This window comes from Mycolicibacterium monacense, assembly GCF_010731575.1.
Taxonomy (GTDB): domain Bacteria; phylum Actinomycetota; class Actinomycetes; order Mycobacteriales; family Mycobacteriaceae; genus Mycobacterium; species Mycobacterium monacense.
In genome coordinates this window covers 614096-627736 of the sequence record NZ_AP022617.1, presented here as the reverse complement: position 1 = coordinate 627736, position 13641 = coordinate 614096, and the positions used below count along the sequence as shown (strand labels likewise).

The following is a 13641-nucleotide window of genomic DNA, read 5'->3' as shown; positions in this document are numbered from 1 at the left end:
GTGGCTGCGTGTTCGTCGAATCCGTTGGGGCGCACGACGAGGCCATCTACAGCGCTTCGGATCTGGCCGCCGCCGCGCGCTGCGAGTACGCGCTGCTGCGTTCATTCGACGCCCGGCTGGGATGGGGTCCGTCCGTGGCCACCGAGGACGAGCTGCTGGCCCGCACCGCCGACCTGGGTGACGAACACGAGAAGCGCCACCTCGACACACTGAGGACCGACAGCGACCACAACGTCACCGTCATCGGCAGGCCGCCCTACACCGTGGCCGGGCTGACCGCCGCCGCCGAGGCCACCACCCGCGCCGTCGCCCGCCGCGCCCCGGTGATCTACCAGGCCGCGATGTTCGACGGCCGGTTCGCCGGTTTCGCCGACTTCCTGATCCTCGAGGGCGACCGCTACCTGCTGCGCGACACCAAGCTGGCGCGTTCGGTGAAGGTCGAGGCGCTGCTGCAGCTGGCCGCGTACGCCGAGGCGCTGACCGCGGCGGGGGTGCCGGTCGCCGACGAGGTGGAGCTCGTGCTCGGCGACGGGGCCACCGCCCGCTATCCGCTCGAGGAACTGCTGCCGGTGTACCGGCCGCGGCGGGCCGCGCTGCAGCGGCTGCTCGACGACCATCTCGCCGGCGGGACGCCGGTGCGCTGGGAGGACGAGACCGTCCGGGCGTGTTTCCGCTGTCCGGAGTGCAGCATCGAGGTGCGCGCACAGGACGACCTGCTGCTCGTCGCGGGCATGCGGGTCAGCCAGCGCGCCCGGTTCCACGAGGCGGGGATCACCACCGTGGCCGAACTCGCCGCGCACCAGGGTCCGGTGCCGGAACTGCCGGCGCGCACCGTCACCGCGTTGAGCGCCCAGGCCCGGCTGCAGACCGCACCGCGCGTCGACGGCAAACCGCCCTACGAGGTCGCCGATCCGCAGCCGCTGATGCTGCTCCCCGAACCCGACAAGGGTGACCTCTTCTTCGATTTCGAGGGCGACCCGTTGTGGACCGACGACGGCCACGAGTGGGGCCTGGAGTACCTGTTCGGTGTGCTCGACACCGCCGACGGGTTCCACCCGCTGTGGGCGCATGACCGGCCGCAGGAACGGAAGGCGCTCGAGGACTTCCTCGAGTTGGTGCGCAAGCGGCGCAAACGCCATCCGAACATGCACATCTACCACTACGCCGCATACGAGAAGACCGCGCTGCTGCGCCTCGCCGGGCGCTACGGCGTCGGTGAGGACGCGGTCGACGACCTGTTGCGCAGCGGGGTGTTGGTCGACCTGTACCCGTTGGTGCGCAAGAGTTTTCGCATCGGCACCGAGAACTACAGCCTCAAGTCACTGGAGCCGCTGTACATGGGTGGGCAGCTGCGCACCGGGGACGTGACCACGGCCGCGGCGTCGATCACCGAGTACGCCCGCTACTGCGAGCTGCGCGCCGAGGGCCGTGACGACGACGCCGCCGTCGTCCTCAAGGACATCGAGGACTACAACCGTTACGACTGCACCTCGACGCGCAAACTGCGCGACTGGCTGGTGTGCCGGGCCATCGACTGCGAGGTGCCGCCGCGGGGGCCGCAGCCGGTCCGCGACGGCGCCGAGCCCGAACCCGTCGACGCCCTCGACCGCACGCTGTGCCGTTACGCGGGCGACGAACTGGAGGGCCGCACCCCGGAGCAGTCGGCGGTCGCGATGGTCGCCGCCGCCCGCGGCTACCACCGTCGCGAGGACAAACCGTTCTGGTGGTCGCATTTCGACCGGCTCAACAACCCGGTCGACGAATGGGCCGACAGCACCGACGTCTTCCTCGTCGACCCCGGCGGCGCACAGGTCGAGGTGGATTGGCACACGCCGCCGCGGGCCCGCAAACCGCAGCGCCGGGTCCGGTTGAGCGGCGCGATGGCCGCCGGCGGGCTCAGCCGCGACATGTACGCCCTCTATGAACCGCCCGCCCCGGCCGGGCTCGGCGACGATCCGGACCGTCGCGCGGCGGGCAGCGTCACCGTCGTCGAGTGCAACGCCCCCGACGTCCCCACCGAAGTGGTCGTCGTCGAGCGCACCCCACGGGACGGCGGGGTGTTCGACCAGTTGCCCTTCGCGCTGGCGCCGGGGCCGCCGATCCGCACGACCGCGCTGCGTGAATCGATCGAGGCGACGGCCGCCGACCTGGCCGAGCGCCTCCCCCGGCTACCCGAAACCGCGGTCACCGACATCCTGCTGCGCCGCCCGCCGCGGACCCGCAGCGGCGCCCCACTGCCCACCGGGCCCGACGTCTCGGCCGCGATCACCGCCGCGCTGCTCGACCTCGACTCGTCCTACCTGGCCGTGCACGGCCCACCCGGCACCGGCAAGACGTTCACCGCGGCGGCCATCATCGCGACGCTGGTCAACACGCACGGCTGGCGGATCGGGGTGGTGGCGCAGTCACATGCGGTGGTGGAGAACCTCTTCCGCGGGGTCATGGACGCGGGGGTGGACGCGGCGCGGGTGGCCAAGAAACGGGGGCACGGCGACGACGCCAACTGGACCGTACTCGAGGAGGCGGGGTTCCCCGGCTTCGTGGCGGACCGCGACGGTTGCGTGATCGGCGGCACCGCTTGGGATTTCGCGAACGGCAACCGGATTCCGCGCGGCTGCCTCGACCTGCTCGTCATCGAGGAGGCCGGGCAGTTCTGCCTGGCCAACACGATCGCTGTGGCGCCGGCGGCGGCGAATCTGCTGCTGCTCGGTGACCCGCAACAGCTACCCCAGGTCAGCCAGGGCACGCACCCCGAACCGGTCGACACCTCCGCGCTGGGGTGGCTGGTCGACGGTGCGCACACGCTGTCCGCCGAACGCGGCTACTTTCTCGACGTGTCCTGGCGGATGCATCCGGCGGTGTGCGCGGCGGTGTCCCGGCTGTCCTACGACGGGCGGCTGCAATCGAATGAGGCGGTGACCACCGCGCGCACGCTCGAGGGCTGGTCACCCGGGGTGCACGAGGTGACCGTGCCCCACGACGGCAACGCCACCGAAAGCCCGGAGGAGGCCGACGCGATCATCGCGCGGATCGGCAGGTTGCTCGGTTCGGTGTGGACCGACGAGAAGGGTTCCCGACCGCTCGCACAGGACGACGTGATGGTGGTGACGCCGTACAACGCCCAGGTGGTGCTGCTGCGCCAACGTCTCGACGCGGGAAGGCTGACCGACGTGCGGGTGGGGACAGTCGACAAATTCCAGGGCCAGCAGGCGCCGGTGGTGTTCATCTCCATGGTGGCGTCCTCGATCGACGACGTGCCGCGGGGAATCTCGTTCCTGCTCAACCGGAATCGGCTCAACGTGGCGATCAGCCGCGCGAAGTACGCCGCCGTGGTCGTGCGCTCGGAGGCCCTCACCGAGTACCTGCCTTCCACGCCGAAGGGACTGGTCGAACTCGGCGCGTTCCTGTCGTTGCCGAGTCAGGGTGCGGGCGCTGACCCGGATTGAATATTTGCGGCGACGCCAAATAGCAACCTTGGTCCCGACGGTCGGTGGACTTTCGTCCCTCGAGCCGAGTGCTGACCGCCCTATGCGTTCGACCTGCTCAGGAGCAGTGTTGATGGCGTAAGGAAAGCACTTGGGGAATCCAGGGGGAATGATGAAGACCACCGAACTTATTGTCGTGGCAAACAACCCGAACACCCGCTCGCCGACTCGGATGCTGTCACTCCTGGCCGTCGGCCTCGTGATGGTTCTCTCGGTGTTGGGCCATGCCCTGATGAGCGCGCCGGAGGCGTCGGCGGTTCCGGCGTTCTCGGACGAGGATCGCCAGTACATCGAACTGCTCGCCGACGCGGGCATCGATGCGAGGCGCACCTACTACGACGTCGCACTCGAGGGCCGTCAGATCGCCAACGATGTGCGTTGGGGCGCAAGCCCGTTGGCGATCGCGAACGATTACTACTACGGGAGTGACCTGACGTGGTACCAGGCCAAGTACCTGGTGACGGCAGCGATCGTCGTCTACGCCCCCGAGATGCTGCCGCCGTCGGTGGGTGGGCCGTCGGAACTGGCCTGAGTGTGCGGGATGGCCAACGGGTGCGACCCGTTGGCCGTCCCGTTCGTCAGTCGCCGTCGCGGCGTGAATGACGGCCGCCGGAGGGGGTGTCCGTTCCGCGGCGCGAGCGTTCACCGAACTCGCGCAGCCATGCGGGTGCAGCGTCGCCGGCGTCTCGGTATCGCCGGCCCCGTCTGTCGTCGACCGGCGTCTCCTCTCCCTCCACATGGAAACCGTTGTGCGCGAAGCCGATCGGCTCGACCTCGGGCCGGGCCGGCGGCTCCGGTAGCAGTTCGTCGAGCACACGGCGCCACGGATCGTCGGCACCGGACGGCTCGGCGGCCGCCTCCGCGCGGCGGCCCCGCGTTGCGAGCGGCGTCGTGACACTGTCGTCGGCGCCGACCTCAGGACGGGTCGAGATGGGTTCGGTGAACTGAAGATCGTCCCAGCTGACGGCGTACTCGAGGTAGTCGTCGTCGTCATAGCCGTGGCTGTCGTCGACGGAGTCGTCCCGGGGGTCGGCGCGCGCCACCGGCGCGGCGACAACCGGCGCCGATACCTCGCCGAAGCCGCGCAGGAAGATCGCCGCGACCACCCCGATCAACGCCACGAACGCCGGCAGCAGCAGCGACTGCGACATCGCGGCGGCGAACGGCACCTGAAGGAATTCGGGGAGCGCCGACACCGCCCCCTCCCCGCGCGGCGCCCCGCCCTGCGCCGACGGCATCTCCGCGCTGATCCGCGACGTCATGAACGCCGCCATGCCGGCGCTGCCCAGCACCGACCCGACCTGACGCGTCGCGTTGTAGACGCCGGACCCGGCGCCGGCGAGATGCGGTGCCAGATTCCGGGTCGCGGTGGCCGCCAGCGGCGACCAGATGAACGCCATACCGATACCCATCACGAGGAACGGCAGGACCAGCCGCCAGATCGGCGTATCCGGCGTCATCTCGATCGACAACCAGGTCAGCCCGATCGCCAGCGCCGAGAACCCGAACCCGACGATCGGTCGCGGATGGGCGCGGTCGACGATTCGCCCGACCGCGGGTGCCAGCACTCCACTGGCGATGGCCATCGGCGCGGTCAGCAGCGCCGACTCGGTCGGCGACAGCCCACACACCGCCTGGGCGAAGAACATCGCGGGCACGATCATGCCGGTCACCACGAAGCCGATGACGGCGACGCCGAAGCTGGACAGCGAGAAGTCGCGGTCACCGAAGATCCGCAACGGGATCAACGGTTCGTGGGGGTTGACCGACTGCCAGTAGACGAACCCGGCCATCACCGCGACGCCGGCCACGATGACCACCCAGATCCAGGGCTGCCAGCCGTGGGACTGCCCCTCCTGCAGCCCGAAGACGATCGCGAACATCCCGACCCCGGACAGCAGCACCCCGAGCAGGTCGAACCGGTGCGCGGTGGTGGTCAGCGCGGGCACCCGCCAGAACGCCAACGCCAGGCCCGCCACCCCGACCGGCACGTTGACGAAGAAGATCCACTGCCAACCGAGGTGGTCCACCAGCACGCCACCCGCCAGCGGCCCCACCAGCGTGGCCACCCCGGCCGTCGCACCCCACACACTCATCGCCACACCGCGCCGCTCGGGCGGGAAGATGCGGGTGATCGTCGACAGGGTCTGCGGCGTCAGCAGTGCCGCGCCGACGCCCTGGACGACCCGTGCGGCGATCAGCGTGTCGATGGACCCGGCCAGCCCGCACCACAGCGAGGCGGCGGTGAATACGGCCAGACCGACCAGGTAGACGTTCTTGGGCCCGAACCGGTCCCCCAGCCGACCCGCTACCAGCAGCGGGACCGCGTAGGCCAGCAGATAGGCGCTGGTCACCCAGATCACCGCGTCGTAGTCGGCGCCCAGCTTCTCCATGAGCACCGGGTTGGCGACCGCCACGATGGTGGCGTCGACCAGGATCATGAAGAAGCCGACCATCATGGCCCACAGCGCATGCCATGGGTCACCGGTCACCGGTCGCGCTTCGGACGTGGAGAACATATCGGGTCGACTCGCCTATCGAAGGATCCAGCCAGCCGACGCTACGTACCCGGCACCCGAGGAAACAAGTCCACAAGTGGTCGGGTTCTCAGGCGGGTTCGGCGGCGCTCGCCAGGGCCCCGTCGGCGACCTCGACGGCGTCGTCGGTGACCTCGTCGGGGTTGTCGGAGTCCTCGCGGTTGCCGCGCAGCCCCACCGCCATCAGCGCGACCAGCGCCACGACCGTACCGACCGTCATGACCAGGGCGAGCGCGAACTCGTCGTTGCCGAGCACGCCGACCAACGGCGCCACCGCCGCACCGAGCCCGAACTGCCCGGCGCCGAGCAGGGCCGCCGCCGTGCCGGCGGCCTCGTTGTGCCGCGACAGCGCGACGGCCGGCGCATTCGGCAGCACCAGGCCCATCGCGGCGAGGATGGTCCACACCGACACCAGGAACCCGGTCAGACCACCGATGTGGGCGACCGTCAGACCGACGAAGACGACACCGGCCAGCGACGCCACGGCCAGCGCCCACACCATGATCTGCTGCGGTGCGAACCGGCGCAGCAGCACCACGTTGAACTGCGTGGTGCCGATCAGGGCGACCGCCCCGGCGCCGAACACCAGCGCGAAGGTCTGCTGGTCCAGCCCGTAGTCACCCTGCAGCACGAACGCCGCGCCGGCGATGTAGGCGAACAGTCCGGACATGCCCAGTGCCGCCACCAGCACCAGCACCACGAACCGCGGGTCGCGCAGCAGCGAGGCGTAGGTGTCGGCGATGCCGCGCACCTTCAGCGGACGGCGGTGCGCCACCGGCAGGGTCTCCGGCAGCACCAGGGCCGCCACCAGGAGCAACCCGCCGGCGAGGACGACCAGCGCGGCGAACACCCACTGCCACGACGCGTGCAGCAGCACCGCCGCGCCCAGCGACGGCGCCAGCACCGGCGCGACGCCCAGGACGAGCATCAGCCGCGACATCACCGTCGCCGCGGCGGTCCCGGAGAACAGGTCCCCGACGACGGCGATCGCCACCACGGTCGCGGCGGCAGCGCCCATCCCCTGCAATCCGCGCGCCACACCCAACACGGTGATGTCGGGTGCCAGCATGCACAGCACCGACGCCAGCATGTGCAGCACGATCCCGGCCATCAGCGGGCGTCGCCGCCCGAGGGAATCCGACAGCGGACCCACGAGCAGCTGGCCGAGCGCCAGGCCCGCCAGGGTTCCGGTGAGCGTGAGCTGCGCGACCGACGAGGACACGCTCAGTTCGTCGGCGATGCTCGGCAACGCGGGCAGATACATGTCGATGGTGAGCGGACCGAGCGCGACGAGAGCGCCGAGCACCACGATCATCCGCGCCCGGCTCGGCGCGACGGGCACCGGCGCGCTGAGGGCAGGGTTCTCGTCCACGTGCGGGGATGTTGCCATGGACTAGGTCAGCGAGTCGCGTCGATATTTTCTTCCATCAGCCCCCCAACAGTGACCGCGGTCACTGCTCGGCACCCCGCGGCGGTGGCCGTTCGTTGACATCGCGTTAGCCTGGGAAGTCAGGCGGCACGGCAGAGGGAGGCCTCGCAATGAGCGCTCGATCGGACCGCAAGAAGCAACTCGCACTCGTCGGCGCGGCCGACGACGAGAAGCCCGGTGCGGCAGCCAAGGTGCTGTCGCGGATCATCGAACGCAGTTCCCGCGTGCAGGGGCCCGCGGTGAAGGCGTACGTGGACCGCGTCCGCGCCGGCGACCGCACCGCCTCCCCGGCCGAGATCATCACCAAGCTGGAGAAGCACTACATGGCCGCGGTGATGACCAGCGGAGCCGCGGTCGGCTCCACGGCGGCGTTCCCAGGGGTCGGCACGATCGCGGCGATGTCCGCGGTGGCCGGCGAGACCGTGGTGTTCCTGGAGGCGACGTCGCTGTTCGTGCTCGCCGTCGCCGAGGTGCACGGCATCCCGGCCGCCGAACGGGAGCGGCGCCGTGCGCTGGTGCTCTCGGTGCTGGTCGGGGAGGACAGCAGGCAGGCGGTGGCCGATCTCCTCGGCCGCGGCCGCACCAGTGGCGCGTGGATCAGCGAGGGCGCGGCGACGCTGCCGTTGCCGGCGGTGTCGCAACTCAACTCGCGCCTGGTGCGGTACTTCGTCAAGCGCTACACGCTCAAACGCTCTGCGCTGGCGTTCGGCAAGGTGCTGCCGGTCGGTGTCGGCGCCGTCGTCGGCGGAGTCGGCAATCGGATGATGGGCAAGAAGATCGTCGAGAACGCCCGGTCGGCTTTCGGTCCGCCACCGTCGCGCTGGCCGTCGACACTGCACGTGTTGCCCTCGGCACAGCCGAATCCGTGACCACTGTCCATGACCACTACGACCAGAACTCCCCCATGGCGGCATTGCCGTGGTCCGGTGTTGGCCGGAGCGCTAGCCTTTAGGCGGCGCCAAAGCGGGTAACCCGCAGAACAGAACATGAGCGGCGAGCATCCTTGCCATGCTCGCCTGAGACGACGGAATCGAGGCGAGTAGCTGCCGTGAGCAGTTCACCTTCACCATTCGGCCAGAACGAATGGTTGGTCGAGGAGATGTATCGCAAGTTCCGCGAGGATCCCTCGTCGGTAGACCCCAGTTGGCACGAGTTCCTCGTCGACTACAACCCGGAACCGACCACCGACTCCAGCGCGAGCGAGAACGGTCAGCAGACGCGCACCGCGGCGCCCAAGGCCCCGCCGGAGCCGGCGCCCGCCCCGGCGCCGAAGACGCCGGACTCGAAGACGCCGGACTCGAAGTCGCAGGCCCCCAAGCAGGATTCGAAGCCTCAGGAGTCCAAGCCGCAGGCGAAAGCCAAGCCCGCCGAATCGAAGTCGTCGACCAAGCCGGCCGACGCCAAATCCGAGAAATCCGGCAAGTCGGGCACCAACGGCGCTGCCAAACCCGCCGCCCAGCCTGCCGACGACAGCGATCAGAACCAGGTGCTGCGCGGCGCGGCCGCGGCCGTCGCCAAGAACATGTCGGCGTCTCTGGACGTGCCGACCGCGACCAGCGTGCGCGCCATCCCGGCGAAGCTGATGATCGACAACCGCGTCGTCATCAACAACCACCTCAAGCGCACCCGCGGCGGCAAGATCAGCTTCACCCACCTGATCGGCTATGCGATCGTGGCGGCGGTCAAGAAGTTCCCGAACATGAACCGTCACTTCGCCGAGGTCGACGGCAAGCCCAACGCGGTCACCCCGGCGCACACGAACCTGGGCCTGGCGATCGACCTGCAGGGCAAGGACGGTAACCGGCAACTGGTGGTCGCCGCCATCAAGAAGGCCGACACCATGCGGTTCGGCCAGTTCATCGCCGCGTACGAGGACATCGTGCGGCGCGCGCGCGACGGCAAGCTCACCGCCGAGGACTTCTCCGGTGTGACGATCTCGCTGACCAACCCGGGCACCATCGGCACCGTGCACTCGGTGCCGCGGCTGATGCGCGGTCAGGGCGCGATCATCGGCGTCGGCGCGATGGAGTACCCGGCGGAGTTCCAGGGGGCCAGCGAGGAACGCATCGCCGACCTCGGCATCGGCAAACTCATCACGCTGACGTCGACCTATGACCACCGCATCATCCAGGGCGCGGAATCCGGTGACTTCCTGCGGACGGTGCACCAGCTGCTGCTGTCCGACGACTTCTTCGACGAGATCTTCCGCGAACTCGGCATCCCGTACGAGCCGGTGCGCTGGCGCACCGACAACCCCGATTCGATCGAAGACAAGAACGCCCGCGTCATCGAACTGATCGCGGCCTACCGCAACCGCGGCCACCTGATGGCCGACATCGACCCGCTCCGGTTGGACAGCAACCGCTTCCGCAGCCACCCCGACCTCGACGTGCTCACCCACGGGCTGACGCTGTGGGATCTGGACCGCGAGTTCAAGGTCAACGGATTCGCCGGTGCTGAGCGCAAGAAGCTGCGCGACGTGCTCGCCGTGCTGCGCGACGCCTACTGCCGCCACATCGGCGTCGAGTACACCCACATCCTCGAACCCGAACAGCAGCAGTGGCTGCAGGAGCGCATCGAGGGCAAACACGAGAAGCCCACCGTCGCGCAGCAGAAGTACATCCTGAGCCGGCTCAACGCCGCCGAGGCCTTCGAAACCTTCCTGCAGACCAAATATGTTGGGCAGAAACGGTTCTCGCTCGAGGGCGCGGAGACCGTCATTCCGGCGATGGACGCGGTGATCGACCAGTGCGCCGAGCATGCGCTCGACGAGGTCGTCATCGGTATGCCGCACCGCGGCCGGCTCAACGTGCTGGCCAACATCGTCGGCAAGCCCTACAGCCAGATCTTCAGCGAGTTCGAGGGCAACCTCAACCCGTCGCAGGCGCACGGCTCCGGCGACGTGAAGTACCACCTCGGCTCCAGCGGCACCTACCTGCAGATGTTCGGCGACAACGACATCACGGTGTCGCTGACGGCCAACCCCAGCCACCTCGAGGCCGTCGACCCGGTGATGGAGGGCCTGGTCCGCGCCAAACAGGATCTGCTCGACAAGGGCGACACCGAGGACGGATACACCGTCGTCCCGCTGATGCTGCACGGCGACGCCGCATTCGCCGGACAGGGTGTGGTGGCCGAGACGCTGAACCTGGCGCTGCTGCGGGGCTACCGCACCGGCGGCACCATCCACCTGATCGTCAACAACCAGATCGGCTTCACCACGTCACCGGCGGCCGCGAAGTCGTCGGAGTACTGCACCGACGTGGCGAAGATGATCGGTGCGCCGATCTTCCACGTCAACGGCGACGATCCCGAGGCCGCGGTGTGGGTGTCCAGGCTGGCCGTCGACTTCCGGCAGAAGTTCAAGAAGGACGTCGTCATCGACCTGCTGTGCTACCGCCGCCGCGGGCACAACGAGGGTGACGACCCGTCGATGACCCAGCCGTCGATGTACGACGTCATCGACACCAAACGCGGGGTCCGCAAGAGCTACACCGAAGCGCTGATCGGCCGCGGCGACATCTCCATGAAAGAGGCCGAGGACGCGCTGCGCGACTACCAGGGTCAGCTGGAGCAGGTCTTCAACGAGGTCCGCGAGCTGGAGAAGCACGAGATCGAGCCCAGCGAATCGGTGGAAGCCGACCAGCAGATCCCGGCCAAACTCGCCACCGCAGTGGACAAATCGCTGCTGGCCCGCATCGGCGACGCCCACCTGGCGGTGCCGGAGGGTTTCACCGTGCACCCCCGCGTCAAGCCGGTGCTCGAGAAGCGTCGCGAGATGGCCTACGAGGGCAAGGTCGACTGGGCGTTCGCCGAACTGCTGGCCCTGGGCACCATGATCTCCGAGGGCAAACTGGTCCGGCTCAGCGGTCAGGACACCCGCCGCGGCACGTTCACCCAGCGGCACTCGGTGGTGATCGACCGCAAGACCGGCAAGGAGTTCACGCCGCTGCAGCTGCTGGCGACCGACTCCGACGGCAACCCGACCGGCGGCAAGTTCCTGGTGTACGACTCGCCGCTGTCGGAGTTCGCCGCGGTGGGCTTCGAATACGGGTACTCCGTCGGCAACCCGGACGCAATGGTGTTGTGGGAGGCGCAGTTCGGCGACTTCATCAACGGCGCCCAGTCGATCATCGACGAGTTCATCAGTTCGGGTGAGGCCAAGTGGGGTCAGCTCTCCGACGTCGTGCTGCTGCTGCCGCACGGCCACGAGGGTCAGGGCCCCGACCACACCTCGGGCCGCATCGAACGGTTCCTGCAGCTGTGGGCCGAAGGGTCGATGACGATCGCGCTGCCGTCGACCCCGGCGAACTATTTCCACCTGCTGCGCAGGCACAGCCTCGACGGGATCCAGCGGCCGCTGATCGTCTTCACGCCGAAGTCGATGCTGCGCAACAAGGCCGCGGTGTCCGACATCCGCGACTTCACCGAGCAGAAGTTCCGCTCGGTGCTCGAGGAGCCGACCTACACCGACGGCGACGGCGACCGCAACAAGGTCACGCGGATCCTGCTCACCAGCGGCAAGATCTACTACGAGCTGGTGGCGCGCAAGAACAAGGAGAGCCGCGACGACGTGGCGATCGTGCGCATCGAACAGCTCGCACCGCTGCCCAAACGGCGGCTGGCCGAGACGCTGGACAAGTACCCGAACGTCGAGGAGAAGTTCTGGGTGCAGGAGGAGCCGGCCAACCAGGGTGCATGGCCCACGTTCGGGCTGACGTTGCCCGAGATGCTGCCGGACCACTTCACCGGCATCAAGCGGATCTCGCGACGCGCGATGTCGGCGCCGTCGTCGGGTTCGTCGAAGGTGCACGCCGTCGAACAGCAGGAGATCCTCGACGAGGCCTTCGCCCCGTAGGACAGCGCAGCGGGTGCCGGCGGACTACAGGCCGGGGAGCGGAAGCGGCGACTTGCCGTAGGCGAGCGCCGCGACCGCGCCCGGGCAGAACACCTGGATCGCCAGGCCGGTGAACATCGTGGCCGGCCCCAGCGGGCGGCCGATCATGTCGGAGACGTCGGCGGCCACGTTCGCGACGTTCTGCCCCGGCTCGGCCAGCATCGGGCACACCGACTGGCCGACGCGCACCGCGGTGGCCGTGTCGACCCCGGTGACGCCCGAACCGGCCAGTGCGGACAGGAACATGTCGGTGGCCGTGTCGGCACCCGCCGACCCCGTGCCCAGCGACATGGCGGACCCGATCAGACCGGATGCGGCGAGCGACGCGACGGCCGCGCGGTGAAAGCGCTTCATGACAGGACCATCGCGGCACGGTCACGGACCGTTACCCCGCTGCACCGGTACCGCGAGTACCGACTAGCCTCGACGCGAGTCGAACCGACACGAGGAGTGCGTATGCAGGGCTTCGCCGGAAAAGTCGCCGTGGTGACGGGCGCCGGATCGGGAATCGGGCAGGCGCTGGCGATCGAGTTGGCCCGTTCCGGGGCCAGCGTCGCGATCAGCGACGTCAACCTCGAGGGCCTGGCCGTCACCGAGGAGCGCATCAAGGCGATCGGCGCACCCGTGAAGTGCGACCGCCTCGACGTCACCGAGCGTGAGGCGTTCCTGCTCTACGCCGACGAGGTCAAGGAACACTTCGGCAAGGTCAACCAGATCTACAACAACGCCGGCATCGCGTTCACCGGCGACATCGAGATCAGCCAGTTCAAGGACATCGAACGGGTGATGGACGTCGACTTCTGGGGCGTCGTGAACGGCACCAAGGCGTTCCTGCCGCACCTGATCGCCTCCGGCGACGGGCACGTCGTCAACGTCTCCAGCGTGTTCGGCCTGTTCGCGGTGCCCGGCCAGGGTGCCTACAACGCGGCCAAGTTCGCGGTGCGCGGTTTCACCGAGGCACTCAACCAGGAGATGACCGCGGCGGGCCACCCGGTCAAGGTGACCACCGTGCACCCCGGCGGCATCAAGACCGCGATCGCCCGCAACGCCACCGCCGCGGAGGGCCTCGATCCCGAGGAACTGGCCAAGCTGTTCGACAAGAAGCTCGCGAACACCACCCCCGAGCGGGCCGCGCAGGTCATCCTCGACGGCGTCCGCAAGAACAAGGCGCGGGTGCTGATTGGCACCGACGCCAAGGTGCTCGACGCGGTCATCCGGGTCGTCGGGCCGCACTATCAGCGGTTGTTCACCTCGGTGACGTCGAAGCTGCTGCCCCGCCCCCACTGAGGCCCG

Annotated in this window: 8 protein-coding genes; 5 read left to right on the top strand and 3 right to left on the bottom strand. The window is 69.0% G+C overall.

Annotation, left to right across the window (positions count from 1 at the left end; all coding sequences use genetic code 11):
• Positions 1-8 precede the first annotated feature (8 nt).
• Positions 9-3446 (top strand): TM0106 family RecB-like putative nuclease, encoded by a 3438-nt coding sequence (locus G6N49_RS03050; protein WP_083044706.1) that lies wholly within the window; start codon positions 9-11, stop codon positions 3444-3446.
• Positions 3447-3597: 151 nt separating this feature from the next.
• The gene (locus tag G6N49_RS03045) at positions 3598-4017 is read left to right on the top strand and encodes a DUF732 domain-containing protein (RefSeq protein WP_163647392.1); all 420 of its coding nucleotides are present in this window, start codon (positions 3598-3600) and stop codon (positions 4015-4017) included.
• 46 nt (positions 4018-4063) lie between these two features.
• On the opposite strand, the gene G6N49_RS03040 is transcribed toward G6N49_RS03045, so the two are convergent.
• The gene (locus G6N49_RS03040) at positions 4064-6004 is read right to left on the bottom strand and encodes a DHA2 family efflux MFS transporter permease subunit (protein WP_083044707.1); all 1941 of its coding nucleotides are present in this window, start codon (positions 6002-6004) and stop codon (positions 4064-4066) included.
• Positions 6005-6092: 88 nt separating this feature from the next.
• Positions 6093-7412 carry a multidrug effflux MFS transporter gene (locus G6N49_RS03035; RefSeq protein ID WP_083044708.1) on the bottom strand — a complete coding sequence of 440 codons (1320 nt, stop codon included), beginning with the start codon at positions 7410-7412 and terminating at the stop codon, positions 6093-6095.
• A gap of 149 nt (positions 7413-7561) precedes the next feature.
• On the opposite strand from G6N49_RS03035, the gene G6N49_RS03030 reads away from it, so the two are divergent.
• Together G6N49_RS03030 and G6N49_RS03025 are read left to right on the top strand one after the other, a co-directional pair.
• A complete protein-coding gene (locus tag G6N49_RS03030) occupies positions 7562-8320 on the top strand; it encodes a hypothetical protein (protein WP_011561351.1) in 759 nt (252 codons plus the stop codon).
• Between the two features lie 179 nt (positions 8321-8499).
• Positions 8500-12309 (top strand): multifunctional oxoglutarate decarboxylase/oxoglutarate dehydrogenase thiamine pyrophosphate-binding subunit/dihydrolipoyllysine-residue succinyltransferase subunit, encoded by a 3810-nt coding sequence (locus G6N49_RS03025; protein ID WP_011561352.1) that lies wholly within the window; start codon positions 8500-8502, stop codon positions 12307-12309.
• Positions 12310-12333: 24 nt separating this feature from the next.
• Here the strand turns inward: G6N49_RS03025 and G6N49_RS03020 are convergent, their stop codons facing one another.
• Entirely contained in the window at positions 12334-12702 is a 369-nt protein-coding gene (locus tag G6N49_RS03020) for a DUF732 domain-containing protein (protein ID WP_011561353.1), read from the bottom strand.
• 102 nt (positions 12703-12804) lie between these two features.
• Here G6N49_RS03020 and G6N49_RS03015 point away from each other — a divergent pair, with 102 nt between their 5' ends.
• Complete coding sequence (locus G6N49_RS03015) at positions 12805-13635, top strand: SDR family NAD(P)-dependent oxidoreductase (protein WP_011561354.1); 831 nt, start codon at positions 12805-12807, stop codon at positions 13633-13635.
• The last annotated feature ends 6 nt before the right edge of the window (positions 13636-13641 follow it).